Genomic DNA, 25,507 nt, shown 5'->3' on the forward strand with positions numbered 1-25,507 from the left:
CGGCCGGGCCGGTGACGGAGCATCGTGGTGCGCGACAGCGCCGCGCCGTCACTCCCGCACACCGGGGCGGACGGGCGGCGCGGTGCGGAGAAAGCCCCCGGCACACCCGCCGGTTCGGTGATCACCCGAACGGAATCGGACACCACCCCTCGGAAGGAAATCGCAGTGAAGATCGCCGTACCCCGCGAGATCAAGAACAACGAATACCGCGTCGCGCTCACACCAGCGGGGGTGCACGAGTTCGTCGGCAGAGGCCACGAGGTGTTCGTGGAGGCGAACGCGGGCGCGGGCTCGTCCATCCCCGACGAGGAGTTCCTCGCGGCGGGGGCGAAGGTTCTTCCCGGCGCCGACGAGGTGTGGTCCGAGGGCGAGCTGGTGCTCAAGGTCAAGGAGCCGATCGAGGAGGAGTACCCGCGACTGCGGCGGGACCAGGTGCTGTTCACCTACCTGCACCTGGCGGCGTCGAGCGGACTCACCAACGCGCTGCTGGACTCCGGGGTCACCGGTATCGCCTACGAGACGGTGCAGACCGCCGACGGTGCGCTGCCGCTGCTGGCCCCGATGAGCGAGGTGGCCGGTCGGCTGGCTCCGCAGGTGGGGGCCTACTCGCTGATGCGCCCGAGCGGTGGACGCGGGATGCTGCCCGGCGGTGTTCCCGGCGTGCACCCGGCACGGGTCGTGGTGATCGGCGGCGGTGTCGCGGGGCTGAACGCCGCGCGGGTCGCGCTCGGCATGGGAGCCGACGTGGAACTGCTGGACACCAATGTGGACAAGCTGCGTGAGATCGACCGGGACTTCGACGGGCGCATCCGCACGGTCACCTCGAACCGCTACAGCGTCGAGCAGGCGGTTCGCGCGGCCGATCTGATCATCGGTGCGGTGCTGATCCCCGGCGCGAAAGCGCCGAAGCTGGTCTCCAACGAACTCGTCGCGCGACTCAAGCCGGGCAGTGTGCTGGTGGACATCGCCATCGACCAGGGCGGGTGCTTCGCGGACTCCCAACCCACCACGCACGACGACCCGACCTACCGGGTGCACGACTCGGTGTTCTACTGCGTGGCCAACATGCCGGGGGCGGTGCCGAACACCTCCACGCACGCGCTGACCAACGTGACGCTGCCGTACGCGCTGCGGATCGCCGAGCGGGGCTGGCGGGAGGCCTGCCGCGAGGACGCGGCGCTGGCCGCGGGGCTCAACACCCACGACGGAACGCTCGTCAACGAACCGGTCGCCGCCGCGCACGGCCTGTCGCACGACGACGTGGCGAGCGTGCTCGGAGCGTGACGGCCGAGTCGTCTCGCCGGGGAGCCGAGTGGACGAAGCACCACGGGAAGCGGTGTCCGATGAGAAACGGGGCCTCTCTCGCGAGAGAGGCCCCGTTTCGTTCGAGGCGGCCTGCTCAACCAGCCTGGGGGTCACCGGGAGCTGGCCGCCGACTCTCAGTGTAGAACACGAATGCCCGGTTACCGAAGCCCTGCGACCGGATGTTCAGCTGATTTTCTTCTCGCTGCGCTATCAGCCTTCACCCGTGTTTCACACGAAAGTGTGATGAAGCGAGCAAAACCTGAAGTCCTTACGGGTGAACGTCGATGGTCCAGTCAGGTGCGGTACCACTCCACCGCTCCCACGCAACGAGCAGTTCGGGAGGATCCGTATGGAGATCGGGACTCGTCGGCCGACCCGTCCGAGCAACCCCACGACGGCACTGGGTGGCGATCTGAGCGAAACCACCGTCGAACGGCCGCGACCCGATGCCGAGGAGGCCCGGGACGGCTTCGAGGGCATCACCGCGGCGGAAGATCACGAGTCCTTACAGCGGCAGCTCGACCGACTGGAACAGCTGGCCGACGAGGGTCCCGCGGAGGCGGTGCTGCCGCTGGCCCGCTCGGAACTGCACCGGTTGACGGAAGGACTGCGTGCGCTGCTGGAGGAGCACGGCCCGGACGAGAGCGGGCGGTGCCCGGTCTGTCCGGGCGGACTGCGCGCGCGCCGCTGGCCGTGTGAGGTCTGGACCACCGCGCACGCCCAGCTGATCGGCGAGGATCCCGACCCGGTCGGCAGCGCCAACCGGTCCAAGCTGGCCCGGCTCCGGGAGAAGGCCCCCCGCAACCCCTTCGGACAACAACGCGCCACTCGCACTCCGAAGATCCCGGTGGCAGGCACGGCCGTCGTCTCCGGTGGCGCTCGCGGCCCCGGCGATTGGAACACGGGTGAGTTCACGCTCCCGGACCCGACGAACGCGCCGGACAACGACACGCCGAACGACGAGGCCACCGAGGAACTGCCCGCCGTCCCGCCCGTCGGCGGCCACCTGGAAACCGACCGCAACCGGATCCACCGCGCCGGCATAGCCCCCAGGGAGAGCCCCGTGTAACCACTCGAGGAGCACCGTTCCGCGGCGAGGTCCACGGGTCAACCACACACCGCTCCGGCTGGTGTGGGCGCCGACACGAAAGATCCTCGCGGACACCGGGACCGATCCGGTCACACATGAGGCAGGATTGGGTGCAGCGTCCAACGATCAGCCACGGACCCGTTCCGTGGTGACCGCGTGGCGCCGCACGGACCGCGAGGATCGGGGTGTCCCCGTGAACGGGAGGAACGAGTGCACGACGGCAGCGGCCGCATCCTGGTGCAACAGCTGCACAAAAGCTTCGGGCCCCTGACCGCGGTCCAGAACCTCGATTTCGCGGTCGAGCCCGGTTCGGTGACCGGTTTCCTCGGCCCCAACGGCTCTGGCAAGACCACCACCCTGCGCATGATCCTGGGGTTGATGAAACCGACCTCCGGTGCCGCCTACGTCGAGGGCGTTCCGTTCACCAGGCTTCGGAACCCCGCGAGGATCGTGGGAGCGGTGCTGGACTCGCAGTCCTTTCACCCCGGACACACCGCGCGCGGGCATCTGCGCTGCTACACGGCCGCCCTGGGATTACCGGACGAGCAGGCCGATCAGGTGTTGGAACTGGTGGGACTCGGCAACGCCGCGCGTCGCAAGACCAAGGGCTTCTCGCTGGGCATGCGGCAGCGGCTGGCACTCGCCACCGCACTGCTGGGGGATCCCCGGATCCTGGTGCTCGACGAGCCCGCCAACGGGATGGATCCGGAGGGGATCGCCTGGCTGCGGGGCTTCCTGAAGGCATACGCATCCACCGGGCGCACGGTGCTGGTCTCCAGCCACCTGCTCCGCGAGATGGAGCACACCGTGGATCACGTGGTGATAGTCAGCCGCGGCCGGTCGGTCTACAACGGCAGCCTGGAACAGCTGCGCGCCGACAGGCAGTCCCGGGTGCTGGTTCGCGTGTCGGATCCGATGACGCTGAGCTCGATGCTGCGGGAGAGCGGTGTGAGCACGGAGTACCTGTGGGACGGCAAGCTCGCGGTCACGGGTGTGGACACACGCGGCATCGCCGACCTGGCGTTACGCGCCGGAGTGGCGATCCAGGAGTTACAGGAGTCCTCCGGTGATCTGGAGCAGCTGTTCTTCCAGCTCACCGAGGGGCAGTTCGCAGGATCCGACCAACCGTTCGGCCCCGGTCAGGGGGCGACTCCCGGCGCGGCCGGACAGCAACAGCAACAGTGGCAACCGCAGCCCGCGCGGCAACAGGGATACGGGCAGCAGGGGTTCGTGCAGCCGGGTCAGCAACCGTCACAACAGCAGCCGCCACCGCAACAGCCGTTCCAGCAACCACCCCAACAGTGGCAGCGGTCCCAGCAGTCGCCGTACCAGCAACCGGCTCCCCCACAGCCTTCGCCGGATGCCGCGGCACCGAGCCCGTGGGCACCGGACGGTGCCGGGCAGCGGTTGTCCGAGAGTTCCCCGCCCGAATCGGACCCACCCGGCCTGGGGGGTGGCTACCGCCCCCGAACGGATCAACCGGAACAGCGGGAACCGGAACGACACGAGGCCGAGCACGCCGGGGCCGACGAGGACGCGTACGGGGGTGAGAACCGGTGAAGGGACTGATCAGAGCCGAGCTCCGCAAGATGCTGCCCACGCCGCTGTGGTGGGCACTGCTGATACCGGTGGCACCGTGGAGTCTGCTGGTCGCCTGGTACGGCACGGCGATCGGCCAGGTGGAGGTGCTCCAGGAGGTCACCGGGCAAGCGCTGCCCACCGGACTGCTGGCGATGTCACTGGCCACGAACTACAGCACCATCTTCGCCGCCCTGCTGGGAGCGTTGATCATGACCCGGGAGTCGTGGAACAAGACCATCACGACCACTTTCCTGACCGCGAACCCGCGCAGCTCGGTGCTGGGCGCGAAACTGGTGCTGTGCCTGGCACTGTCGGTGGTCTACGGGATCGTCAACGCCGTCTTCGGGTTGCTGGGCGGTTATCTGGGCGGCTCGCTCGGTAACGCCACGGGCGGTGTCGGCGGCCTGGACCAGTGGCTGATCATCGGCGGTGCGGGTGTGCTGGCCACGGTGCTGTGGGCGTTGGTGGGATTCGGGTTCGGCGCGCTGGTCAACAACTCCGTGGCCGCCGTGCTGGTGCTGGTGTTCTACAAGTTCATGGTCGACGTGATCGCCTCCATATGGCTCGCGAGCAGCCAGTTCGCCTGGCTGAGCGGTTATCTGCCCGGCGCGGCCTCGAACGGGATCGTGGGCAATCTGGCGGTGCCGATGTTCATCTCGGAGTTCGCGGGGCCACGCGAGTCGATAGTTCCGGCGCAGGCCTTCGAGCAGCTGCACGCCGTCTTCGGTGGGGACTACGGCTTCGCCTGGTGGGGCAGCCTGCTGGTGTTCGCGGGCTATGCCGCGCTGCTCTGCGTCGGGGCGATGCTGCTCGTCCGTAACCGCGAGATCAACTGAGGCGAACGAGCCCCGTCGGGAACGTGACGAGGACCGTCCAGTTCTCTCACCTCCCCGGAACGGGGCTCCCGTCGCGGTGCGGGTGTGCTCTTCGCGGTTCAGTTCTCCGTTCGGAAACGTGTTCCTGAGCCGTCGTATCGCCACGCGGCCACGGTTACACAGGGGCGGAAACAGTCACCGACCCCACCCGGGTCCACCCGTTGTCGGCTCTGTGGGCAGCGTGTCGGCGACGATGGCGCGGCCGCACTCACTGGCGGCGATCCACTCGTCGATGCTGCCCTCGGCGGTGGACAGTTCCAGGTCGGTCAGGCTGACCGCCCCGGGCGAAGCGGTGGTGCTCTCGCCCCCGGGTGGTGTGAGGGCGTTCCACCACAGGCGGTGATTGGTCAGTGCGTTGGCAACGACCAGAGTGCCGTACCCGTCGTGCTGGTCACGGATCCAGTCGAGGGTGTCCCCACCGACGGTGGAGAGCACGACCACCCCGCCCGCGAGTGTCTCCGGCAGCGCGGTCAACTGTTCGCGCAGCCTCGAATCGGCCAGGGCGTCCAGCACGACCCGCGTAGTGTGCGCCCGCCGTAGCGTGTGTTCGTCGAGGGATTCGCGCACCCACACCCCGTCGCCGAGGTCGTGCTCGGTGTGCTCGACCAGCCCCTCGGAGGGCCATTCGGCCAACCGGTCCACCAGGATCTTCTCCAGGTCGCGCCGCACATGTGGCAGGGACCGCGCGGTGACCACTGCCTCGCGGCCGACGAGGTACCCCTCCCATCGAGGCTCGGGCCCGGTGACACAGCGATGGACCACATGCAGACCGCTCATCACTCCTCCACATGTCTCCTTCCGCAAATGGAACTAGGCACTGATCGTCAGGGTTGAAAATTTATGCTCGCCGTAGCAAAATAAGGGATGTCACGGCAGGAGCACAACGAAACAGGGCTCAACGAGAACAGTTGGATACCGATAAGGAGGAACTCGCCATGACCGTGGCTTTCGACCCGCTGTTTCGTGACCTGAACCGGCTGGCCACCGAGGTGTTCGGATCCAGCAGGGCCCCGCAGAGCATGCCCATGGACGCCTACCGGTCCGGGGAGAGCTACATCGTCGAGTTCGACCTGCCCGGTGTCGCCCCGGAGTCGCTGGACGTGCGCGCGGAGAACAACACGCTGACCGTGCGGGCCGAGCGGTCCGGACGCAGGAGCACGCAGAGTGATGGCGAAGTCAACTACGTGGCCGCGGAACGTCCGCGCGGAACGTTCTCCCGCCAGCTATCCCTCGGAGACGGCCTCGACGTCGACAACATCACGGCCGACTACACGGACGGAGTGCTGACCGTGACGCTCCCCGTGGCCGACCAGGCCAAACCGCGCCAGATCAACGTCGAGCGCGGCAAGGGTGGCCAGCGGGTCATCGAAAGCGGCAACGAGTGAACCACCGGCGGGAGCCCGTGCGGCATTCCGCCGAGCCGAACCGATCGGAACCGGCCCATCGGGGCACCCGGCCACCGCGTGCCCCGATGGGCCGTGATCACGTCACGCTCGCCGCTCGTCCGATATCTCGTTCTCCCAGTTCGGAGAGCGATCAGGCGGAGGAGTCATTCGCCTGCCCCCCCCCCCGGAGGGATCCTCGTCGGTGTACTCGGCGAGCTGGTCCTCCAGGCTGATGATGCGGCAGGCCGCCGCCACCGGAGTACCCTGGTCCACCAGGCGACGCGCCCGCTCCGCCTTGCGCAGTTGCCGCCGCGAGTACCGACGATGCCCACCGGCCGAACGCTCCGGAACGACCAGTCCCGCTTCCTCGAGTGAACGCAGGAACGGCTGTGCGACTCCCACCATCTCCGCCGCACGTCCCATCGTGAAAGCGGGATAGTCCTCATCGTCGAACTTGCTCACCGACCGCGACGGGTCACCGCTCATCGCACTACCTTTTCCGTGCGCACATCGACAGGCCCCCGGCGCGTCCCGGAATGCGCCGGGGGCTCGGAGAATTCACTCGACTACCTCAGCACAGTGACCGATCCGCCCGCGCGAGAAGGACGAGCCGCGACCGGATACGAACGATGTCTCCTTCCCCGGCCCCGGTCCGCTCCGCCGATCGTGTCAACCCGGAACTCCCGTCGAACCGCGCCCCTACAGCGCACGCACCACGACTGGCCGACGACCTCTCCTGTCATTTCCGTACTTCCAAGAGATTAACTGTGAAAAAGAAAGATGTCTATGGTCACGAATACAGATTTTCTCCGAAGCGTACCCCTTTCCGCGGGAAGTCTGGGAACGCGGCGAGGCGTCGGCCAGTGGCATCGGTGGACTCGTGCGGGCGGGCCTCGGCGCTGACCTCGTAACCGAGCGCGGCCGAATGGGGCCGGACCGTCTTCCGCGAGTGGGCGGTGGCCGGGCCGCCCGTTCCCCCTCGTGGACGAGAAATACATCCGTGTTCGCGATACCCAGGCCCTGCCGACTCCACGACAATCGGAGCCGGAGCTCTCGCGCTCGACGACACGCACCTCGACAGGAGTCAGCGATCGTGAACGTATCCGAAGCCGAGGACCGGGCCGACACCTTCGTACCGCACGACCATCCCGAGTGGACCGTCGACCTCGGGGAAGTCCGCATGAACTACGCGGTCGCGGGCGAGCCGGACTCCCCGGCGCTGCTGCTGATCCCCGGGCAGAGCGAGTCGTGGTGGGGCTACGAACCCGTGTTGGAACCACTCGCCGAGCACTTCCGCACCTTCGCGGTGGACCTGCGGGGGCAGGGCCGCTCCACGTGGACGCCGGGGCGCTACACCCTCGACAACTTCGGCAACGATCTCGTGCGGTTCATCGACCTCGTCATCGGGCGCCCCACACTCGTGGCCGGTCATTCCTCCGGCGGTGTACTGGCGGCGTGGTTGTCCGCCTACGCGAGACCCGGCCAGGTCCGAGGGGCCGTCTACGAGGATCCGCCGCTGTTCTCCTCGGAGACGGAACCGGCCTGCGGCCCGTCGATCCGGCAGGGAATGGGGGCGGTGTTCGCGGCGTGGCACAAGTGGCTCGGCGACCAGTGGTCGATCGGCGACTGGCGCGGACTGCGGCGGGCGCTGCCCGACGAGCTCCCGTCCGTGCTGCTGGAGGGTCTGCCGGGAATGCGCCCGAACGACTCGGAGGGCGAATCCGTCGCCGGACCACCGCAGAACCTGCGGGAGTACGACCCGGAGTGGGCCCGGGCCTTCGTCTCCGGCAGCGTCACGGCGGGCTGCGATCAGGCCACCATGCTCTCCCGCGTGCGTGCACCGGTGCTGCTGACCCACCACTTCCGACGGATCGACCCGGACACCGGCCACCTGCTCGGCGCGGTCGCCGACGTGCAGGCGCAGCGGGCCCGTCGGCTGATCGAGGCGGCGGGACAGCCGGTCACCTACCGGTCGTTACCCGAGATGCCGCACTCGATGCACGGCACGGCCCCCGAGTTCTACGCGCGCACCGTCACCGAGTGGGCAACGTCGTTGGCCTGAGGCGGGGTTCGCCAGCTGCTTCGGGGATCGTGCGTTGACCCGCAGCGTGGATTTCACGAGAAAACGACGCGGAACCAGCGGCAGCGGTGTGCTCGCCCAGCGGCTCCACGCACTCCACGGATCGGCGTGTCGGGCGAAAACCGCACGGCGAAGCCGCACGAGTCCGCTCGGTGAGTTGGAAGTCATGCGCGTCCGCCGTCCTGGAACGTCGCCTCGTCAACGCCGACCGGATTTCCCGGCGCTCCAGGAAGTAACCTACTCCGGCGACAGCCCCATCGGCAGCGGCGCGCGGACTGCGCGTAGCCCGACACCGGATCGACCGGAGATGGATCACCACGGCCGCCTCGGGAACCTGACGACGAAACACCGTCACTCGCCGAGATCAGCGAAGAAGCAACTCGCGCCCCCGGCCGCGCACCGCTGTCGACCGGTGACGGTCGGGACGACACGCATCGCTGGCAGCTTCGAGCCGCGCGAATGGCGATGCGGTCACCCCGGACGGCCGAGACAAGCCCCGCGGTTCCGACTGGCACCGGACGCCCCGGCTCTGCTACCTTGCACGGCGTGCCTACGGGAAGTCTGTTTCTCTGACCCGCTCCTCGGATGGATGCGGAAGGCCGGAGTGAGTTCTCCTCCGGTGCTGTGATGCCGGGCGGTGCCCGCATCACTTCACTCATCGTGCCCTTTCGGCTCGTTTCCGCATCGGCGTCCCCTTCGGTGATCCCGTTTTCGGTTACACGACGAGAGTTGAGCGAGTCATGACGACTGACCACGTTTCCGTGTCGAACACCCCGAACATCGACTGGTTCCGCGAGCACACCAGCCGCCTGAGCGGTTTGGACATCGACGCCCCGCTGGACGACCTCGAACCGTTGCGCGACGTCATCGGCGACGCACGTGTGGTCGCCGTGGGTGAAGGCGCCCATTTCGTCGGCGAGTTCACCAGCACCCGCCAGCGGGTGCTGCGTTTCCTCGCCGAACGCTGCGGGTTCACGGTGCTGGCCTTCGAGTTCGGATTCGGAGAGGGAATCGCCCTGGACAACTGGCTGGGCGGCGAGGGTGACGACGCCGAGCTCGCCGCGATGGGCGGAACCACGAACGCCGGGGTCAACCCGCGCATGGTGCGCTGGCTGCGTCGGCACAACCGCACCAGTTCCCATCCGCTGCGCTTCGTCGGGATCGACACCCCCATGGCCGGTGGCCGACTTCGCCCGGATCTGGAACCACTGGTCGAGTACCTCCGCGAGGTCGACCCCGCGGTGGTCGGCCTGATCGACCGGGCGCTGGGCATCGTCGACCGGTTCACCGGTGATTCGGTGGCCGTGGCAGCACCGGGATGGGCGAGGTTGGAAACGGCCGAACAGGACGCACTGACCGCCTCGCTGGCACGGTTGTCACTGCGGTTCCGCTCGATGGAGCCGTTGTACGTCTCGCGTGGTGGTAGATCCGCTTACGATGTGGCGCTGCGCCACCTGGAGGCGGCCCTGCACACCGACTACATGTTCGGTGCCATGCGCGACGTCTTCACCGGTCAGGGGCTGGAAGGTGACACTTCCGTCCGGGACCACCACATGGCCGAATCGGTGCGTTGGCACCTCGCCAACGCCGGGCCGGACACGCGCATCGTGCTGGCCGCCCACAACAACCACATCCAGAAGACACCCGTGTACTTCGACGGTGAACTCGCGGCCCTGCCCATGGGTTACTACCTCGACCGCGTGCTCGGCGAGGACTACCGGGCGCTCGCCCAGACGCACACCGCCGAACACGTGGCGGAGATGCACCCGGACGAGAGAGCCGATTCCGGGCTGACGGTGGCCGAGGAGCCCCTCGACGCCCCTGAGCCCGGAAGCGTCGAGGCCGCCGCCATCGAGGCCGGTTACGGCGAGGACATCAGCCTCACCAACCTCCGGGAGGCACCCGTGGGGAGGCTGGACCGCATCCGCACCCAGAGCGCGACGCAACTCACTCCGGTGGTGGAGGCGTTCGACGGAGTGCTGACCGTCCCCACGGCCACCACCTACTACACGACCGGTCTGCGAGAGGAGTAGCGGGAAACCGGGTTCGTTCCCCGGGAAAACGCGTTTTCCCGGGGAACGAACCGCCTCCCGAGCCGGGGCACTCGCCCCGGTACGGCGACGTCGAAGCTCATCCGGCGCGAACTCTCGGGCGTTCCGGAGAGTCAGTCGGAGGTACTGGGCGACTCCATCGGCTCGTGGGGGTAAGCGGCGATTCGACGTGCCTCGGCGATGACCTCGGCGTCGATCCACGCTTCGTCGGGAGTACTTACGTCGTAGCCGACAGTGGTGTACTGGTCGTCGAGGCCGGCGACCAGTTCGGTCAACTCCAGTTCGTGCCCGTGGGCCAGGTGGATACGCCACGCGAACTCGCGGACCGTCAGCTCCCCGGCCAGCACGCGCTGTGCGAGTATCCGCGCGGCGGCCACCCATCCTGCCTCGCTGTCGAGCGGGTGGAAGACGAGCCCGAGCTCGTCGAGCGCGACGGGTAGCAGCGCGGGCACTCTTTCCGCTGCCTCCGCCCGGGTGCACGCGGCGAGAACGCGCAGCGTGGGACTGTCGAGACCGGCGACGAGCGCGTCGCAGGCGACGCGGACGAGTTCCTCGGCGTGGACCTCACGCATGCTCCACAGCGCGGCGTTCTCCTGCAACTCCCGCGCTGCCGTTTCGGGCGAAGACATCCCTCGATCGTCCAGTTTCGGTGTTCCCGGCGTCCAGCGGTTTCCTCGCGCGGGTCCGAGCCGAGTCCGCGTCTCGGCAGCGCCGGCGGTCGGAACACCGAGCGGTCGACAAAGCGACGTGCCCGCACAAGCCCGGCAACGTGTTTCGCACGGCGAAACAAAGCTTGGACATCGACCATCCACCGCGCTGACCATGCCAACTATACGGAGCTACACCACGCAGCAGGGTCAGGTGCGGCAGGAAAAACCGACGTCTCGACGACTTTCGAAGGTGACCGCGATGCAAAAGAAACACGAGGCCGAACTGCAAGGCGGCCCCTCGGATCTGAGAAGCAGACACCCGATTCCCGAACCTCCCCAGGAAGAGATAAAAGTTCCACGCCGCAACGGCTATGAGCACTACTCGTTCTCCGGAAGTTACCAGGAACAGTCGGGAGAGGTCATAGCAGTGTTTCAGTGGTCCTATCGCACGCAGAGCGCCGAGTGAATCGGCTCGATTCGTTTCCCGACAGAACCGACCACGCAGGAAAGCGCAATGGTATCTCAGGATCACGAACCGGGCGACGGCGCCGCCGATGAGCTGACGCGGCTGGTTTACGACGGCACTTTCGAAACCGTGCACAGAGAAGCTCGTGACATCCTGCGCCATCCCGTTTTCGACCATCGTGACGGGCTGACTGCCGAGCAGGAAGGAAGATTGGCTTATGAACGCACCCGCACGGTGCACCATCGGATGGGACCGGCGGAAAAGACGGCGCGGGATCCGCTCAGGCTGACAGCCGCTGGCGAGTGGTCGTGCCTGTTGGACACGACCACGCTGCCGTTGCTGATGAGTCACTACAACCTGTGCCTGGGCACGATTCTCACGCACGGACGTGAGCGCGACGATCTGGAAGATCACCTGGCTGAGCTGCGTGAGATGTCCTCGGTCGGCGTGTTGATGGTGAGTGAGCTCGGTTACGGCAACAACGCGTCCGCGCTCGAGACCGAGGCCGTCTACGATCCCGAGCGACGAGAGTTCGTGCTCAACACACCCGCACCGCGAGCGCGGAAGTTCATGCCCTATACCGGTATCCCCGACATCCCGAAATTGGCTGTCGTCCTGGCCAGATTGGTAACCGAAAACAAAGACCGCGGGGTGTTCCCGTTTCTCGTACGCGTCAGCGACGAGAACGGTTTACGGCCGGGCATCCATGCCGTCAAGTGCCCGGAGAAAGCCGGACTCGCTCTGGACAACGGCATCACCTGGTTCGACCACGTGCGGATCCCGCGGCGCAATCTGCTGGCAGGCGACATGGCGACGCTGGAAGCGGACGGGACGTTTCGAGCCGCGATCACCGGCAAACGGGCACGTTTCCTGCGCGCGTTGGAACGCGTACATCTCGGACGGTTGTGTCTGGCAGGAGCGGTTGTCGCCGCCGGTCGAGCGGCGATCAGCCTGACCGTCACGTACGGACAACGACGACTGACCGCGGCACCGGGGCACGGCTCCGTTGCCGTCATGGCCTACCGAAGTCATCAGCGCGAGGTCCTGACCTCCCTCGCCAAGGTGTATGCCACCACCTTCCTGGTGAACCACGTCAAACGCTGGTTCGACGCCGGCGGAGAAGCGGATGCCGAGCTGCAACGACTCGTAGCGCTGACCAAGGCGCTGTGCGGCTCCGAGATGTCGGAAGTCCTCCATGCGTGCCGGGAACGCTGCGGTGCACAGGGCATGTTGCGGATCAACCGGATCCCCGACTACGTGGCGATGGCCCAGGGGGTGGTGACCGCCGAGGGGGACAATCTGCCGCTGCTGTCCACCACGGCCTATCAGCTTCTGCAACACGAGGAACAAGCGGAGGAATCCACTCCCGCGCCGCCTCGGGATTCGGAAGATCCGTCCTGGCACATCCGGCTGTTGCGGTTCCGGGAACGACGACTGCGGCAGCGCGCACGTGAGCGGATGCGCGACCGGCTGCGCGGTGAGGCGACTCTGCTGGAAGCCTGGAACGACAGTTCCACCCTCGCGATCGACATGGCCCACACCCGCGCCGCACGTATCGCGTTGGAATGCTTCCACGACGCCGCCGACGCGTCGCCGCACCCGCGAGCACGTGCGGCGCTGCGGCGCTTGGCGAGCCTGTACGGACTGCTCACGGTACGCGGGAACGCCGACTGGTACCTGGCCAACCGGGCACTCACGCCGGAGCAGACCGATGCCCTGCCCGACATGGTGGACGGCCTGTGCTCCCGCATCGCACCGGATGCCGAGCTGCTCACCGAAGGATTCGCGATTCCGGCAGAGCTGTTGCGCGCCCCCATCGCCGGCGATGACCACATCGCCGCGATGCAACGGTTCGCCTCGGAGAAGCGCGGTGCGACGGACGGCACGGAAGCACCCGAAGAGGAGCGGGTATGAGCGCGGTGGTTTGCGGTCTGGGTGGGTGGCTTCCACCGACCATCGTGACGAACGAGGAACTGTGCGACCGGCTGGACACCACCCCGGAGTGGATCCGGAGTCGCACGGGGATAATCGAACGTCGCGTCGTCTCGTCGGGTACCGCCACGAGCGACCTCGCCGTGGAAGCGGGGCGCCGGGCACTGCGATCCGCGGGGTTCTCCACCGTTGGAGCGGTGGTACTCGCGACCACCTCGCCCGACAGACTGTGCCCGGCGAGCGGGCCGGAAGTCGCCACTCGCCTGGGGCTTGTCGAAACCCCGGCTTTCGACGTGGACTCGGCGTGCAGTGGTTTCGTGTACGGACTGGCCACCGGCGTCGGACTGATCTCGGCCGGTGTCAGCGACAGTGTGCTGCTCATCGGCGCGGAAGCGTTCTCCACGCTGGTCAATCCGGCCGATCGCACGACCGCCACGGTCTTCGGTGACGGCGCCGGAGCTCTCGTGCTGCGACGGGGCCGCCCGGACGAGCCCGGCTCACTGGATGCGTTCGACCTCGGCGCGGACGGGGAGCACAGTGACCTGCTCGCGATTCCCGCCGGGGGCTCGCGGCAACGCTCGGCTACGGGCCTCGGACACGGAGACGAGGCCGACTGGTACCTGCACATGGCCGGCCGGGCGGTCTATCAGCAAGCCGTCGCCAGAATGCGGGACTCGACGCGGCGGGTGCTGGAACGAACCGGGTGTTCGGCATCCGACGTCGACGTCCTGGCCGGGCATCAGGCCAACATCAGGATTCTGGAGGCGCTCGCGGAACGGCTCGGCCTTCCCGGGGATCGGATTGTCAGCAACATCGACCGTGTCGGCAACACCCTGGCTGCCTCGATACCACTGCTGCTGGACACCGCGACCAACGGAAATCTGATCCCTGGCGACCGTGTGCTCATCACCGCCTTCGGCGCCGGTCTCTCCTGGGGTTCGACGCTGCTGACCTGGCCTGATCTTTTCGTTCAGCCGGTTGATCTATCCGCAGAGGAGGAAACCACATGAACCGGATCGCGGAAACACTCACCGAGATCCTGACGAACAAGTTCAACGTCGCCGCTGAAGCCGTGCGAGGCGAAGCCTCGTTCGAGGATCTCGAACTGGACTCGTTGGCCCAGGTCGAACTGGGTGAGTTGATCAACGAGCGCTTCGGGGTCGCTCTGACCGATGAGGAGATGCTCGATCTCAACAGCTTCGACGACATCACAGCCCTCATCGCCGAACGAGTCGGGAGCCCGCGATGAGCGATACCGCTCCCCTGGTCACCGGAATCGGGTTGGTCAGCCCGGCGGGAATCGGCGTGGACCGGAACTGGCAGCGGATCACGGAGGCGGTACCGGCCACCGCGCACGATCCGGTGCTGGCCGGTCTGCCCGTCGACATCTCCTGCCGGGTCCCGGAGTTCGATCCGGACGCCCTGTTGGGACAGCACCGCGCATGGCGGCTGGATCGCTATGCCCAGCTGGCACTCGTCGCCGCGAAGGAAGCCCTCGAAACAGCGGGGGTAATCCCGGGTGAGGTCGATCCGGCGCGAGTGGCCGTGGTGCTCGGCACCGGCGCCGGCGGCACGACCACCATGGAGAACCAGCAAACCGCGTTGACGCGGGACGGTGCGGGTGCGGTCTCACCCCGCACACTGCCGATGGGGCTGCCCAACATGGCGTCGGGGGAGATCGCGATCGAGTTCGGCTTCCGGGGCCCCGTGCTCACGACCTCCACCGCCTGCGCTTCGGGCGCCACGGCCATCGGTGTCGCGCGGGATCTGCTGCGTTCGGGAACGGTCGACCTCGCCCTGGCCGGTGGTACCGAAGCCGTCATCACACCGCTGTTCGTGACCGGGTTCCACCGCATCAGGGCCCTCTCGCGGCACATCCACGAGCCGCGGGAGGCCTCCCGCCCGTTCTCCGTCGGGCGGGACGGATTCGTCATCGGTGAGGGAGCGGGGATGCTCGTGCTGGAACGGAGCGAGCACGCTCGCGGCCGGGACGCTCCGAGGTGGGCGCACCTCGCCGGTTACGGAGCGACCGCGGACGCGCATCACCCGACCGCCCCCGCTCCCGACGGCGCAGGAGCCGAAGCCGCGATGCGCGCGGCCCTGACCGACGCCGACATCGCCGGGGCGGACATCTCCCACGTCAACGCACACGGCACATCGACGCGGCTCAACGACGCCCTCGAAGCCGATGTCGTTCAACGGGTGCTGGGGGACGAGGCCCTGGTCACCTCCACCAAGGGGGTCACCGGCCACACCCTCGGCGCCGCGGGCGCGCTGGAGGCCGCCTACACCGCACTGGCTCTCCAGCACGGCACGGTCCCGCCCACGGCCAACCTGACGGAACCTGATCCGGGAATCGGCACCGAACTCGCGACCACAGCCCGCTCCGCCCCGGGTCGAGCCGCCCTCAGCAACTCCTTCGGTTTCGGCGGACACAACACAGCACTCGTGCTCACATGCCCGTGATGCTCGGACGATCGCGAGTGAGAGGAGCGTTCGATGAGCACTGCCACCGATCAGCGGGAGAACCCGTCGGATACGGATCCGAGGGATCCGAGCGCGCGGTTGGAACGTCTGGTCGATCCGGGAACGCTGGACCCGTTGCACGAGCGGGACGACAGCGGCGTGCTCACCGCGCGCGGACGAGTGGACGGCACTCGGGTGGTGACCTACTGCTCCGACGGGACGAGGATGGGCGGGGCGATGGGCTCGGCGGGTTGCGGGCGCATCGTGGAAGCGATCGACCTGGCGGTGCGCGAGCGCTGCCCCGTGATCGGCGTGTGGCACTCCGGTGGAGCGCGGTTGCCGGAGGGTGTGCTCTCCCTCGACGGTATGGGGAGGATGTTCTCCGCCATGATCCGTGCTTCCGGTCGTGTTCCGCAGATCTCGGTGATAGTGGGCCCGGCGGCCGGAGGCGCGGTCTACGGGCCCGCGCTGACCGACGTGGTCGTCATGAGCCCTTCGGGCAAGATGTTCGTCACCGGTCCGGAAGTGGTCAGAAGCGTCACCGGGGAAGAAATCGACATGGAGGGGCTCGGCGGGACCGACGCGCACGGCGGAAAGTCCGGTGTGGTCCACCTCGTCGCCGATGACGAATCCGACGCCTACGCTCGCGCCCGTCGGGTGACCGGGCTACTAGCCCGGCCGGGCGAGTTCGCGCCTCGAACCACTGCCGAACGGCCGGAGTTGAAAGCGCTGCTGCCGGACCGGCCACAGCGGGCCTACGACACGCATCCGATCATCAGTCACATCCTGGACGACGATGGGACGGGGCGGAACGGCTTCGAGGAGTTCCAGCCCCGGTGGGCGCCGAACATGATCACGGGGCTGGGGAGGCTGGCCGGACGTTCGGTCGGGGTGCTGGCCAACAACCCGATCAGGTTGGGAGGTTGCCTGGACTCGCTCTCGGCGGAGAAGGCCGCCCGTTTCGTGCGGCTGTGCGACTGCTTCGGCGTTCCGCTGGTGGTGCTGGTCGATGTACCCGGGTATCTGCCGGGAGTCAGCCAGGAGTGGAACGGGGTGGTACGTCGTGGTGCCAAGCTGCTGCACGCCTTCGGGGAGGCCGTGGTGCCACGCGCCACCCTGGTACTGCGCAAGTCCTACGGCGGCGCTTACATCGCGATGAACTCCCGTGCGCTCGGAGCGGATCACGTTCTCGCTTGGCCCGAGGCGGAGATCGCCGTGATGGGAGCGAAGGCGGCGGTGGGCGTCCTGCATCGGAAGCGGCTGGCCGCCGCACCCGAGGAGGAGCGCGAGGCACTGCGGGACGAACTGGCAGCGGAGCACGAACGCGCCTCCGGCGGCGTGGAGCGCGCGGTGGAGCTCGGGTTCGTGGACGAGATCGTCGATCCGGCCGAGAGCCGACGCAGGCTGGCCGAGGTACTGGCCGCGGTCCCCGAGCGCAGCGGCACCCACTCCAACATTCCGTTGTGACGGTTCGTCGCCACCTGTTCGTGTGAGTTCTTGCTCGGGGTCGACGATGACCGGTGCGGGGTCGATGAGAACCACTCGGTAAGAATCATTCGGTAGAGCGTCTCGTCCCCACCGCAGGAGAAATACGGGGGACACTTTCGGGTCGATTCCGCCACCGGCGTAACCGATTCCGCGCGTACGGCCGTGGGCCTACCGTGGCCGCATGAACTCACCGATCACGGGCACGGCCGCCGGGGTGCCGTTCACCGCCCTGCCACCGGTGGACGAGGGCTTCGCGCCGCTGATCGTCACCTGGCACATGCTGGACGCGCCGAGGTCGGACGCCGCGTTCGCCGCCGCGTTGCCGATGAACGACCTGCCCGCCTGGCGGGTGCACCTGGGCATGCCGATGTGCGGGGCGCGCATGGTCGACGGCAGCACCGACGCCGTCGTGGAGCTCGCCCGCGAGGACGCGCTGATGTCCTTTCTGCACCCGTTCGTCCGGAAGGCGAGCGAGGAGTTTCCGGCAGCGCTGAGGTCGATCCGTGCGCGACTTCCGGTGGAGGACGGCCCCATAGGGGTGCTCGGTGGCTCGCTGGGTGGGGCCGTCGCGCTGCGGATACTGGCCGACACCGACACACCGGTCTTCGCCGGGGCCGTGGTGAACGCCGCCATCCGGATAAGGTCCGCAGTGGAGCTGTTCCCCGGCGACTACCTCTATGACGCCGAGTCCAACGAGATCGCCGACGAGCTGGACTTCGTCACCAAGGCGGACAGGATCGCCGATCGCGCGCCGCTGCTGGTCGTCAGCGGCGAGCGGGACCACCCGGCGCTGCGTGCCGACGCGTTGGACCTGGTCGACACCGCGGGGCAACGGGCCGAACTGCTGTCGGTTCCCGAGCTGGCCCACCCGCTCGCCGAGGAACCCGGCATCGAACCCGCCCCGCAGCAACCGCTGGCGCGTGAGGTGGACCTCGGCCTGACCGCGTGGTTTCGACGCCACCTTCCGGATCGGGGCTAGGTAAGACGGCTCACCTCTTGAAAGCGAGGCCCGGCTGTGAGCCGTGCCCGTGAAGCCAGTCGGGCGCCTGCGGAGAGGACGCGGTAGGAAGTCGTGGCAGGAGCGTGGCTTCGGAGCGGCGAGAGGTACAGGGTCGGTATAAGTTGGACATGATCCGCAACGCGCGAGCCGATGAGCTTCCGAAGCTCCGTGAGATCGAGACCGCCGCGGGGACGGCCTTTCGTGAGATCTGTATGCACGAGATCGCCGACGACGAACCACCCACTACCGTCGAGCTCGCCGCCTTCCAAGCGGACGGTCGCGCGTGGGTCGCCGTCGACGCCACGGATCGTCCCGTCGGTTATCTGCTGGTGAGCCTCGTGGACGGCGACGCCCACATCGACCAGGTGTCGGTCCACCCCGACCACGCGCGCCGAGGGCTGGGGCGGGCGATGATCGAGGTCGTCGTCGGGTGGGCACGCGGCCGTGGTCTGCCCGGGGTGACGTTGACCAGCTTCGCCCGGGTGCCCTGGAACGCGCCCTACTACGAACGACTCGGCTTTCACGTCCTGCCCGACGAGCAGCTCACGAGCGGACTGCGGGCCATCCGTGAGGAGGAGTCCGCGCGGGGCTTGGCCAACTGGCCGCGCGTCGCCATGCGCCGGGTTGTCACCGACCTGCCGCGCTGAACGATCGTCGGTGCGACACCGCCCGGCCGGCCGATGCGGGACCGCACTCCATCGGAGGATTTCCAGTGGCTGTTCGCCGGAGGCGTGCGGCAGGCTGACGCCGTGTCCATGTCTGCTTCGGACGCGGCGCAGGAAGCCGCGGTGGTCGAGCTGGTGCGGTCGGTACTCGACGAGGACGTGATCGGCGTACAGCGTTACGGATCGGCGGTGCACGGCGGGCTGCGACGTTTCAGCGATCTCGACCTGCTCGTCGTCACCCGGCGAACGATCGGGCCTGTTCGACGGCGGGCGCTGGTGGAGGGTTTGCTCCGGATTTCCGGGCCCGATCCCGGTGCGCGGCCACGCCCGGTGGAGCTGACCGCCGTGGTCGCCGGTGAGGTGCGGCCCTGGCGATATCCGCCCCGCGTGGATCTGCAGTACGGCGAGTGGTTGCGCGCCGAGTTGTCCACCGGCGCCGAACCGCCCTCGGGCCCGGATCCCGACCTGGCGGTGCTGCTGGCATCGGTACGCGAGCGTGGTGTCGCACTGGCAGGACCGTTAGCCACGGAGCTGCTGGACCCGATGCCGCACGAAGATTTGGTGCGGGCCGTGCTCGACGGGCTGCCGGGACTGCTCGCCGAGCTGCGCACCGACACCCGCAACGTGGTGCTGACCCTGGCCCGAATGCTGGTGACCGTACGGACCGGGCGGATCGTGCCGAAGCCGGAAGCGGCCGAGCTGGTACTTCCACGACTCTCCGACGGCGACGGGAACGTCCTGGCACACGCCCGCGCCGTGCACGCGGGCGAGCAGGAGGCGCTGCCCGCTGAGCTTCCCGAGCTCGACGATTTCGCCGCACGCATGGCGGCGGCGATCCGAGCGGATGCCGGATGACGAGCGGTGCTGTGGAAACCCTCGAAGCGGGCGGACAGGCCGATGGGTGCCGGACGCGACCTACCGGGCGCGGAAAGGATCGCCGGGTGGCCGGATGTCCAGCCGGTTTCGGGTGGCCGTCCGAGTTCAACGCGATGTCCGGGGTGGCCGCACGATGGACACGTTCCCGGACAGCGGGGTGGTTTCGCACTCGGGCCAGCGGTGGGCCAGGCCGTGCAGTCGCTCCAGCAGCAGCGTGGACGCACCGAGGAGGTTGCCCGGTTCCTCGTCGGTGAGATCGGTGAGATCGAGGTGCAGCAGGTAGTAGTGCGGTTCTGTGTCGGCGAGCCAGCGGAACCGCACCACGAGAACGCTGCCCACTGCTACGGCGTGGAACCCGACGATGTTGTCCAGCACACCGGCACGCTCGGCCACCTCGTTCGGATCCGAGCCCAGCGGGGCGTAGGCCACCCACTCTCCCCTTCCCGACCGCAGTGCCTCGTCCACGACCTCGGACGGCAGCGGCGGCGTGGGACGGGGAACCTCGGCGGGGTCGCGCTCCGGTTGGGCGCCCCACTCGGCGTTCTCCAACTCGGCCAAGCGCCGCACTTCCTCGGTGTCCACGGGAACAGGGTGGCAGCGGAGAAAAACGGCGCGAAACTCCCCGAGGAGTGCGCCTGCCGTCGTGCTCAACCGTTCGCGATGCCTCGGCAGCGTAGCGATCACCACTCCAGCGGCGACAGCAGCGGGATACCGCAGCGCATTCGCGGCTCGCCCGTGGGAGCGACTGTAAGCTCGGTCATCGTGAGTTGGTTACCCGACGACTTCGTCCACCCTGGCTACACGCCCGTGCCCGGCACCGCGCTTCACCTGCGGCCGATCCGGGAGGCGGACACCGCCCTCGACTACCCCGCAGTGATGGGCTCCCAGGAGCGCTTGTGGGAAATCTTCGGCCCGGCCTGGGGTTGGCCCCGGGAGACGATGACGTACGAGGAGGACCGCGTCGAACTGCTGCGGCACGAGAACGAGGCAGCCGCGCACCGCTCGTTCAACTACGCGCTGCTGGACGAGGCGGAGACGGCGATCCTCGGTTGCGTCTACGTCGATCCTCCCGAACGCATCGGTGCCGACGGCGAGGTGTCCTGGTGGGTGGTGGACGAACTCGTCGACAGTGAGCCCGAAGAGGCGCTCGACGCACTGGTGCCGCGGTGGATCGCCACCGAATGGCCCTTCCGAAACCCCCGGTTGCTGGGGCGTGACATCACCTGGCAGGAGTGGCTCGCACTGCCACGCGTCTCCTGACACGCTCGATGCCGATGCCGGATCCGCCGGTGGCCGTCGACCCTGCCATTCGTTCTCGATTCGGCACCGAGCCGGAACGGTCACCAGCGGCGCATCTCTCGCTATTATTAATGAGTACGCAGCAGTCCGACTCCGTGGCAACGGTCAGCCGGGTGCCAGGAGTCGATGGCGTCCGATGTAGCCGGACTCCGGTCCGAGGCTGTCGGGATGCGGGCGGCAGCCGAGCAGTTCGGCGATGTCCTGCTCCACCAGGCTGGGGCCGTTGCGGTGCCTGCCGGGGCTGACCGGCGGAAACGGCTTGGGCTCGCGGGGAACCTCGCACGCGGAGAACCACCGCGAATGGTCCGGGTCGTCCAGTGGCGAGTGAATCTCGGTGGTTCGCTCGGTGGTCACTTCGGGGTGTTCGGGCACCGTGCGGGTCGGCGGTGTTCGTGGTTCGGGCACGAGCCGGGGTGCGAATTCCCGGGCTTCCGGCGGGGACGACGGCGCGGCGAGTGCGTGGTGCTCGGTGAGGCCGCGTTCGATGAGATCGCGTACGGTGAGCGCGCCCGGCCCGGCGTCGGCGTGCTGCCCGTTGCCGCCGCGCAGCGGCAGGAAGGCGCAGAGCACCACAGCGAGCACGGCTCCGAGGAGCCAGAGCGGGCCGAACGGTTCGTGGAGTGGCATCACAGGAACTCCGTGCCGAATTGGTCGTGCAGTCTGCGGCGGGCGTCGCGGTGGCGTTGTTCGCGGTTCTCACTGCGGATGAGGGCTTCGCTCATGCAGGAGTCGCAGGTGGGCAGCAGCCAGTCCGCATCGGACGATTCGGTGAGCGTCACCGAGACGCCGCACAGGGTGTCGCGGTGCTGTTCGGGGCGCGGCGGGGTGTCGGGACCGAAGGCGTGTCGGTATCCGGCGATCGGGTTCCACCACACCACCGGACCGCGCCAACCAATGCTGAACACGTGGGTCTCCCTTCCATCGGGACGAAAGCTCGAACTCGGGGTTCGAGACGAGTAGGGGTTCGGAGTCGACGGCGAGCGCGCTGCGCTCACCCGTACGGAGGACGTTGCTCGCGCGAATGGCGTTGTCCACCACCGGGTCCGCCACCGGCGGGCGCGCTCAGCAGCACCCGCATCACGCACGCCGCGCAGGGCTCACCCGCCGCGCCGCGTGGGGCGTGCCGTGGATCGGTGACCCACTCGGTGTCGCGGCGGGAGAACTGCCGCCGCACGGCGAGATCAGGTAGTCGCGCCCCACCGCGACGTCCACGGCGTGCGCCAACCGCTCGGACTCGGCCGCCACACCCTCCCGCCACCGAAACCACCACCAGGACATTTGGCTCCTCTCCGGTGAGATCATTAAGCATAGGCTGCCATCGCATAATGCGATTTTGTAAGTACACGATCAGGTGAGGATCTTGTGAGAGCACTATGCGCTCGTGAAAACTGGTCACATGGCGATCAGTCCGACAGTGCGACGACGCATACTGGCGAGGAAGCTGCGTGAACTACGTGAGCAGGCGGAGCTCACTCAGACCGAGACAGCTCGTTCGCTCGATTGGAAGCAGAGCAAAATCAGTCGTATCGAGGACTGCCATCAAGGAGTCCGCGTCTCGGACCTACTCGCCATGCTCACCATCTACGACGCGGATTCCGCGACGAGAGAGCTGTTGACCAACCTGGCCAGGCAGGCAAGTCGAAAAGGCTGGTGGCACTCGTACGCCGATGCACTTCCGTCCTGGTTCGAGACATATGTCGGCCTGGAGGCCGAAGCGGACACCATCCGCACTTACGAAGTGGACGTTGTTCCGGGCTTGTTGCAGACCGAGGCATACGCTCGCGCGGACACTCGTGCCACGGTCCTCGACGAGACCGAGGAGAACCTTGAGCAACGAGTGGAACTGCGCTTGCAACGACAACGACGGCTGTACGACGAGTCGCCGTTATCCCTGTGGGCGGTGGTAGGCGAAGCGGCTGTCAGACGCCCGGTAGGCGGTCACCACGTGATGCGCGAACAGCTTCAACACATCGCCAAACTGGCCGAAAGGAGCGATGTAACCGTTCAGATCATGCCGCTGGAAGCCGGCGAGCATCCCGCTACGGGCTCATTCACCATCCTTGGCTTTCCACAAGTGCAGCATCCCGAGGTGGTGTACCTGGAGTCCCAGGTCGGAGGACACTACTTGGAAGAGCCACACCAGACAGCACGATACTCTCGTGTCATGGATCATCTTCGTGCTCACGCGCTCGATCCGGCAGAATCACTACGGGTACTACAGACCCGAGCCGACGGGAGAGCTGAGCATGCGGGAACTCCAATGGCGTAAGTCTTCGCGTAGCACTGGCGGAGGTAACTGTGTGGAGGTCGGTTTCGCCACCTCGACCGTGCTGATCCGCGACACCAAGAACCGCCACAGGGGGGCCATCACTGTTTCCCCCACAGCCTGGCAAAGCTTCCTCACCACCCTGAAAAGCACCTGATATCGAGGTAAGGTGACGTTCCCCCTCTCATCGTCAAGCGTTGCCTACAGCGAACAAAATCGGTAGATTTGGTGGTTCGCAGGCACACGCCGATGATGGGGAACAACATCACTATGAGCGATAGCCCAGCATCCATCGAGTGGCGGAAAAGCACTCGCAGCAGTGGGGGTGCGAACAACTGCATCGAGGTCGGTTTCTCCACCTCGACCGTGCTGGTCCGCGACACCAAGAACCGCGAAGGCGGCACGCTCGCCCTCACTCCCACCACCTGGCAGAGCTTCCTCAGCACCCTCAAAGGCAGTGCTCCGACATCCGGGTGAACTTTCTCGAATTTCCGAAAAACGGAGCACCCCTTGCAGATCGTTCGTCCTGAGGATGGCCTGCACATGGCATCAGCCTGGTAGTTCATTGTGCTCGATTTCGAGCAGGTTAGCTCGATAGGCCACAACGAACTACAGGGCGAAAGTTGCACATGCAGGACAGCCAAGAGGTTGACTCGTATACGATGGCTGCGGAGAGTCTTCAACAGGTCGCGCTCATCCCGGACCACTCGGGAGATCTGATCGAAGACATGCTGAAAGCTTAGCCCCAGGAGTACCCATGTTATTCCGCGACAAGAATCCGGTTATCTGGCATACGAGCAGCTACAGCGGAAACAACGGCACCTGCGTAGAAGTTGGTTTCGCAACATCGACCGTGCTGGTGCGCGACACCAAGGATCGCGAAGGCGGCACGCTCGCCCTCACTCCCACCGCCTGGCAGAGCTTCCTCAGCACCCTCAAAGGCAGCACTCCGACATCCGGGTGAACCATCGGGGTGACGTATACCCCGTCAGCGCAACGCCGTTGACCCTCATCGAGCAAGATCAGTAGGCTCGCAATTTCGTAGGGCACACGCCAACGATGGGGGAATCAACGAGTCACCATGAGCGACGAGCAAAATCTGACCGGCAACCTGTCGGCCACCAACGACGCCATGCAGGGCATCATCACCGCCGCCAACAACGGCCAGTTCGTCATCACGCCTAACGCGGGCGACGAACTCATACAGATCTTCCAGGAGCTGGAAGACTATCTCGGCGAGAAGCTGTACAACATCGACTACGTAAAGCGTGACACCCCGCTTGGACACAGCCCAGCCGGAGAATCCATCTCAGCCTTCAACAAACAGGTAGCCAGCGGCGACGAAGAATCATTCGAACATTTACTCAGTACGATGCGCCAGCAAGCCCCCAAAGTGGTCGAAGCAATTCGCAAAGGTATAGATTCTTACCAAGAATCTGACAACCAAAGCAAGCAAAACTTGGATAACATTGAGTGATTAACATGAAAATTTTAACCGAAACCCAGAGCCGCACTATCATTGGTATAGTGGCAGCTATCTGCGCCTTCCCTGTGATGTCTTGCTCCCCAGGGGCAGGGCAGACACAGTCGCAAGAATCCGAAGAAAAAAGCAACGCCCCCCTGGCCGACTTCAAACCCTGCTCCAGTCTGAACGAGCAACAAAAGAAACAACTCAACATAACAACTCCAGGCGAAACAAACGAACTGGATGACCAGTCATGCGACTGGAAAGCAAACGGCAGCGACTTCGGAATATCCGTATATAGCGACAAACCCCTAAAAGAAATAAAATTTTCCGACGCCGAAGAAAAAAATAAAACCGAAGTCAACAACCGCGAAGCACTTCTGGTCAAAAATAATACCGGGTCAGGAATGTGCTCGCTGGCCTTCGCGGTAACTGACAGTTCGTCGATATCCGTGAACAGTATGGCCGATACGCCAGGAGACACCGAGACGGCTTGCGACCTCGTGAAGAAGGCCGCACCGATGGTAGAGCAGAACATTTCGGACAGCTGAGAACCAGGGGGATTTC

At 66.7% G+C, this 25,507-nt stretch carries 30 protein-coding genes and 1 pseudogene; 23 read left to right on the top strand and 8 right to left on the bottom strand.

All coding sequences use genetic code 11. The features are described 5' to 3' along the window. Positions 1 to 165 precede the first annotated feature (165 nt). From ald to BM150_RS04180, 4 genes are all read left to right on the top strand, one after another. Entirely contained in the window at positions 166 to 1,284 is a 1,119-nt protein-coding gene (gene ald / locus BM150_RS04165; RefSeq protein ID WP_092924447.1) for an alanine dehydrogenase, read from the top strand. 370 nt (positions 1,285 to 1,654) lie between these two features. After that, entirely contained in the window at positions 1,655 to 2,374 is a 720-nt protein-coding gene (locus tag BM150_RS04170; RefSeq protein ID WP_217641347.1) for a hypothetical protein, read from the top strand. A gap of 231 nt (positions 2,375 to 2,605) precedes the next feature. Beyond that, the gene (locus BM150_RS04175) at positions 2,606 to 3,955 is read left to right on the top strand and encodes an ABC transporter ATP-binding protein (RefSeq protein ID WP_092924092.1); all 1,350 of its coding nucleotides are present in this window, start codon (positions 2,606 to 2,608) and stop codon (positions 3,953 to 3,955) included. Beyond that, positions 3,952 to 4,812, top strand: a complete 861-nt coding sequence (locus tag BM150_RS04180) for an ABC transporter permease (RefSeq protein WP_092924095.1) — start codon at positions 3,952 to 3,954, stop codon at positions 4,810 to 4,812. Before BM150_RS04175 ends, BM150_RS04180 begins: the two co-directional genes overlap by 4 nt. A gap of 174 nt (positions 4,813 to 4,986) precedes the next feature. Here the strand turns inward: BM150_RS04180 and BM150_RS04185 are convergent, their stop codons facing one another. After that, positions 4,987 to 5,628 carry a hypothetical protein gene (locus BM150_RS04185; RefSeq protein ID WP_092924098.1) on the bottom strand — a complete coding sequence of 214 codons (642 nt, stop codon included), beginning with the start codon at positions 5,626 to 5,628 and terminating at the stop codon, positions 4,987 to 4,989. Positions 5,629 to 5,786: 158 nt separating this feature from the next. Here BM150_RS04185 and BM150_RS04190 point away from each other — a divergent pair, with 158 nt between their 5' ends. Further along, complete coding sequence (locus tag BM150_RS04190) at positions 5,787 to 6,236, top strand: Hsp20/alpha crystallin family protein (RefSeq protein WP_092924451.1); 450 nt, start codon at positions 5,787 to 5,789, stop codon at positions 6,234 to 6,236. A 102-nt stretch (positions 6,237 to 6,338) separates the two neighbouring features. Here BM150_RS04190 and BM150_RS04195 read toward each other — a convergent pair whose 3' ends face one another. Further along, entirely contained in the window at positions 6,339 to 6,722 is a 384-nt protein-coding gene (locus BM150_RS04195; protein ID WP_092924101.1) for a helix-turn-helix domain-containing protein, read from the bottom strand. A gap of 607 nt (positions 6,723 to 7,329) precedes the next feature. On the opposite strand from BM150_RS04195, the gene BM150_RS04200 reads away from it, so the two are divergent. After that, the gene (locus BM150_RS04200; protein WP_217641348.1) at positions 7,330 to 8,298 is read left to right on the top strand and encodes an alpha/beta hydrolase; all 969 of its coding nucleotides are present in this window, start codon (positions 7,330 to 7,332) and stop codon (positions 8,296 to 8,298) included. Between the two features lie 69 nt (positions 8,299 to 8,367). Here BM150_RS04200 and BM150_RS25220 read toward each other — a convergent pair. Next, positions 8,368 to 8,484 (bottom strand): annotated as a pseudogene (locus BM150_RS25220) (DUF6653 family protein); the annotation flags it as partial. A gap of 572 nt (positions 8,485 to 9,056) precedes the next feature. Between BM150_RS25220 and BM150_RS04210 the strand changes: the two are divergent. Beyond that, complete coding sequence (locus tag BM150_RS04210; RefSeq protein ID WP_092924107.1) at positions 9,057 to 10,349, top strand: erythromycin esterase family protein; 1,293 nt, start codon at positions 9,057 to 9,059, stop codon at positions 10,347 to 10,349. A 131-nt stretch (positions 10,350 to 10,480) separates the two neighbouring features. Here BM150_RS04210 and BM150_RS04215 read toward each other — a convergent pair whose 3' ends face one another. Further along, positions 10,481 to 10,996: a hypothetical protein gene (locus BM150_RS04215; protein WP_175496677.1), complete on the bottom strand. Its 516-nt coding sequence runs from the start codon at positions 10,994 to 10,996 to the stop codon at positions 10,481 to 10,483. Positions 10,997 to 11,276: 280 nt separating this feature from the next. Here BM150_RS04215 and BM150_RS04220 point away from each other — a divergent pair, with 280 nt between their 5' ends. The 9 genes from BM150_RS04220 to BM150_RS04260 all read left to right on the top strand — a co-directional run bounded on the left by BM150_RS04220 (position 11,277) and on the right by BM150_RS04260 (position 19,889). Next, entirely contained in the window at positions 11,277 to 11,483 is a 207-nt protein-coding gene (locus BM150_RS04220) for a DUF5988 family protein (RefSeq protein ID WP_139219445.1), read from the top strand. Positions 11,484 to 11,531: 48 nt separating this feature from the next. Beyond that, positions 11,532 to 13,397 (top strand): acyl-CoA dehydrogenase, encoded by a 1,866-nt coding sequence (locus tag BM150_RS04225; RefSeq protein WP_092924113.1) that lies wholly within the window; start codon positions 11,532 to 11,534, stop codon positions 13,395 to 13,397. Beyond that, the gene (locus BM150_RS04230) at positions 13,394 to 14,425 is read left to right on the top strand and encodes a beta-ketoacyl-ACP synthase III (RefSeq protein WP_092924116.1); all 1,032 of its coding nucleotides are present in this window, start codon (positions 13,394 to 13,396) and stop codon (positions 14,423 to 14,425) included. The genes BM150_RS04225 and BM150_RS04230 overlap by 4 nt, the downstream gene beginning before the upstream one ends. Continuing rightward, positions 14,422 to 14,664, top strand: coding sequence for an acyl carrier protein (locus BM150_RS04235; RefSeq protein ID WP_092924119.1), 243 nt, complete (start codon positions 14,422 to 14,424; stop codon positions 14,662 to 14,664). The genes BM150_RS04230 and BM150_RS04235 overlap by 4 nt, the downstream gene beginning before the upstream one ends. Beyond that, positions 14,661 to 15,881, top strand: coding sequence for a beta-ketoacyl-[acyl-carrier-protein] synthase family protein (locus tag BM150_RS04240; protein ID WP_092924122.1), 1,221 nt, complete (start codon positions 14,661 to 14,663; stop codon positions 15,879 to 15,881). The genes BM150_RS04235 and BM150_RS04240 overlap by 4 nt, the downstream gene beginning before the upstream one ends. A gap of 33 nt (positions 15,882 to 15,914) precedes the next feature. Beyond that, positions 15,915 to 17,348 carry an acyl-CoA carboxylase subunit beta gene (locus BM150_RS04245; protein ID WP_092924125.1) on the top strand — a complete coding sequence of 478 codons (1,434 nt, stop codon included), beginning with the start codon at positions 15,915 to 15,917 and terminating at the stop codon, positions 17,346 to 17,348. 202 nt (positions 17,349 to 17,550) lie between these two features. Further along, positions 17,551 to 18,348: an alpha/beta hydrolase family protein gene (locus tag BM150_RS04250; protein WP_092924128.1), complete on the top strand. Its 798-nt coding sequence runs from the start codon at positions 17,551 to 17,553 to the stop codon at positions 18,346 to 18,348. Between the two features lie 149 nt (positions 18,349 to 18,497). After that, on the top strand, positions 18,498 to 19,016 hold the full coding sequence (locus BM150_RS04255) for a GNAT family N-acetyltransferase (RefSeq protein WP_092924131.1): 519 nt from the start codon (positions 18,498 to 18,500) through the stop codon (positions 19,014 to 19,016). 108 nt (positions 19,017 to 19,124) lie between these two features. Then, on the top strand, positions 19,125 to 19,889 hold the full coding sequence (locus tag BM150_RS04260) for an aminoglycoside adenylyltransferase family protein (protein WP_092924457.1): 765 nt from the start codon (positions 19,125 to 19,127) through the stop codon (positions 19,887 to 19,889). Between the two features lie 126 nt (positions 19,890 to 20,015). On the opposite strand, the gene BM150_RS04265 is transcribed toward BM150_RS04260, so the two are convergent. After that, on the bottom strand, positions 20,016 to 20,492 hold the full coding sequence (locus tag BM150_RS04265) for a hypothetical protein (RefSeq protein WP_092924134.1): 477 nt from the start codon (positions 20,490 to 20,492) through the stop codon (positions 20,016 to 20,018). Between the two features lie 180 nt (positions 20,493 to 20,672). Here BM150_RS04265 and BM150_RS04270 point away from each other — a divergent pair, with 180 nt between their 5' ends. Continuing rightward, positions 20,673 to 21,170 carry a GNAT family N-acetyltransferase gene (locus tag BM150_RS04270; protein WP_092924459.1) on the top strand — a complete coding sequence of 166 codons (498 nt, stop codon included), beginning with the start codon at positions 20,673 to 20,675 and terminating at the stop codon, positions 21,168 to 21,170. A gap of 144 nt (positions 21,171 to 21,314) precedes the next feature. On the opposite strand, the gene BM150_RS04275 is transcribed toward BM150_RS04270, so the two are convergent. The 3 genes from BM150_RS04275 to BM150_RS23615 all read right to left on the bottom strand — a co-directional run bounded on the left by BM150_RS04275 (position 21,315) and on the right by BM150_RS23615 (position 22,487). Continuing rightward, positions 21,315 to 21,836, bottom strand: a complete 522-nt coding sequence (locus BM150_RS04275; protein WP_092924137.1) for a hypothetical protein — start codon at positions 21,834 to 21,836, stop codon at positions 21,315 to 21,317. Continuing rightward, positions 21,836 to 22,114, bottom strand: a complete 279-nt coding sequence (locus BM150_RS04280; RefSeq protein ID WP_092924140.1) for an HC3 family zinc finger protein — start codon at positions 22,112 to 22,114, stop codon at positions 21,836 to 21,838. Before BM150_RS04280 ends, BM150_RS04275 begins: the two co-directional genes overlap by 1 nt. Before the next feature lie 172 nt (positions 22,115 to 22,286). After that, complete coding sequence (locus tag BM150_RS23615; protein WP_139219446.1) at positions 22,287 to 22,487, bottom strand: hypothetical protein; 201 nt, start codon at positions 22,485 to 22,487, stop codon at positions 22,287 to 22,289. A 118-nt stretch (positions 22,488 to 22,605) separates the two neighbouring features. On the opposite strand from BM150_RS23615, the gene BM150_RS04285 reads away from it, so the two are divergent. The 6 genes from BM150_RS04285 to BM150_RS04310 all read left to right on the top strand — a co-directional run bounded on the left by BM150_RS04285 (position 22,606) and on the right by BM150_RS04310 (position 25,491). Beyond that, complete coding sequence (locus BM150_RS04285) at positions 22,606 to 23,478, top strand: helix-turn-helix domain-containing protein (protein WP_092924143.1); 873 nt, start codon at positions 22,606 to 22,608, stop codon at positions 23,476 to 23,478. 31 nt (positions 23,479 to 23,509) lie between these two features. Beyond that, positions 23,510 to 23,632, top strand: a complete 123-nt coding sequence (locus BM150_RS04290) for a DUF397 domain-containing protein (RefSeq protein ID WP_245755248.1) — start codon at positions 23,510 to 23,512, stop codon at positions 23,630 to 23,632. A gap of 113 nt (positions 23,633 to 23,745) precedes the next feature. After that, positions 23,746 to 23,952: a DUF397 domain-containing protein gene (locus BM150_RS04295; protein WP_092924461.1), complete on the top strand. Its 207-nt coding sequence runs from the start codon at positions 23,746 to 23,748 to the stop codon at positions 23,950 to 23,952. 280 nt (positions 23,953 to 24,232) lie between these two features. Further along, positions 24,233 to 24,439 carry a DUF397 domain-containing protein gene (locus tag BM150_RS04300; protein WP_092924149.1) on the top strand — a complete coding sequence of 69 codons (207 nt, stop codon included), beginning with the start codon at positions 24,233 to 24,235 and terminating at the stop codon, positions 24,437 to 24,439. A gap of 117 nt (positions 24,440 to 24,556) precedes the next feature. Then, complete coding sequence (locus BM150_RS04305) at positions 24,557 to 24,952, top strand: hypothetical protein (protein WP_092924152.1); 396 nt, start codon at positions 24,557 to 24,559, stop codon at positions 24,950 to 24,952. Between the two features lie 50 nt (positions 24,953 to 25,002). Further along, a complete protein-coding gene (locus BM150_RS04310) occupies positions 25,003 to 25,491 on the top strand; it encodes a DUF3558 family protein (protein ID WP_217641350.1) in 489 nt (162 codons plus the stop codon). Positions 25,492 to 25,507 lie beyond the last annotated feature (16 nt).

This window comes from Actinopolyspora alba, from assembly GCF_900112765.1.
Classification (GTDB): Bacteria; Actinomycetota; Actinomycetes; order Mycobacteriales; family Pseudonocardiaceae; genus Actinopolyspora; species Actinopolyspora alba.

What these genes read in the sequence shown, in the direction of transcription:
- BM150_RS04170 (WP_217641347.1), top strand. Translation starts at nt 1,655, where the DNA reads ATGGAGATCGGGACTCGTCGGCCGACCCGTCCGAGCAACCCCACGACG.
- BM150_RS04185 (WP_092924098.1), bottom strand. Translation starts at nt 5,628, where the DNA reads ATGAGCGGTCTGCATGTGGTCCATCGCTGTGTCACCGGGCCCGAGCCT.
- BM150_RS04190 (WP_092924451.1), top strand. Translation starts at nt 5,787, where the DNA reads ATGACCGTGGCTTTCGACCCGCTGTTTCGTGACCTGAACCGGCTGGCC.
- BM150_RS04195 (WP_092924101.1), bottom strand. Translation starts at nt 6,722, where the DNA reads ATGAGCGGTGACCCGTCGCGGTCGGTGAGCAAGTTCGACGATGAGGAC.
- BM150_RS04210 (WP_092924107.1), top strand. Translation starts at nt 9,057, where the DNA reads ATGACGACTGACCACGTTTCCGTGTCGAACACCCCGAACATCGACTGG.
- BM150_RS04215 (WP_175496677.1), bottom strand. Translation starts at nt 10,996, where the DNA reads ATGTCTTCGCCCGAAACGGCAGCGCGGGAGTTGCAGGAGAACGCCGCG.
- BM150_RS04220 (WP_139219445.1), top strand. Translation starts at nt 11,277, where the DNA reads ATGCAAAAGAAACACGAGGCCGAACTGCAAGGCGGCCCCTCGGATCTG.
- BM150_RS04225 (WP_092924113.1), top strand. Translation starts at nt 11,532, where the DNA reads ATGGTATCTCAGGATCACGAACCGGGCGACGGCGCCGCCGATGAGCTG.
- BM150_RS04230 (WP_092924116.1), top strand. Translation starts at nt 13,394, where the DNA reads ATGAGCGCGGTGGTTTGCGGTCTGGGTGGGTGGCTTCCACCGACCATC.
- BM150_RS04235 (WP_092924119.1), top strand. Translation starts at nt 14,422, where the DNA reads ATGAACCGGATCGCGGAAACACTCACCGAGATCCTGACGAACAAGTTC.
- BM150_RS04240 (WP_092924122.1), top strand. Translation starts at nt 14,661, where the DNA reads ATGAGCGATACCGCTCCCCTGGTCACCGGAATCGGGTTGGTCAGCCCG.
- BM150_RS04245 (WP_092924125.1), top strand. Translation starts at nt 15,915, where the DNA reads ATGAGCACTGCCACCGATCAGCGGGAGAACCCGTCGGATACGGATCCG.
- BM150_RS04250 (WP_092924128.1), top strand. Translation starts at nt 17,551, where the DNA reads ATGAACTCACCGATCACGGGCACGGCCGCCGGGGTGCCGTTCACCGCC.
- BM150_RS04255 (WP_092924131.1), top strand. Translation starts at nt 18,498, where the DNA reads ATGATCCGCAACGCGCGAGCCGATGAGCTTCCGAAGCTCCGTGAGATC.
- BM150_RS04260 (WP_092924457.1), top strand. Translation starts at nt 19,125, where the DNA reads ATGTCTGCTTCGGACGCGGCGCAGGAAGCCGCGGTGGTCGAGCTGGTG.
- BM150_RS04275 (WP_092924137.1), bottom strand. Translation starts at nt 21,836, where the DNA reads ATGCCACTCCACGAACCGTTCGGCCCGCTCTGGCTCCTCGGAGCCGTG.
- BM150_RS23615 (WP_139219446.1), bottom strand. Translation starts at nt 22,487, where the DNA reads ATGTCCTGGTGGTGGTTTCGGTGGCGGGAGGGTGTGGCGGCCGAGTCC.
- BM150_RS04285 (WP_092924143.1), top strand. Translation starts at nt 22,606, where the DNA reads ATGGCGATCAGTCCGACAGTGCGACGACGCATACTGGCGAGGAAGCTG.
- BM150_RS04295 (WP_092924461.1), top strand. Translation starts at nt 23,746, where the DNA reads ATGAGCGATAGCCCAGCATCCATCGAGTGGCGGAAAAGCACTCGCAGC.
- BM150_RS04300 (WP_092924149.1), top strand. Translation starts at nt 24,233, where the DNA reads ATGTTATTCCGCGACAAGAATCCGGTTATCTGGCATACGAGCAGCTAC.
- BM150_RS04305 (WP_092924152.1), top strand. Translation starts at nt 24,557, where the DNA reads ATGAGCGACGAGCAAAATCTGACCGGCAACCTGTCGGCCACCAACGAC.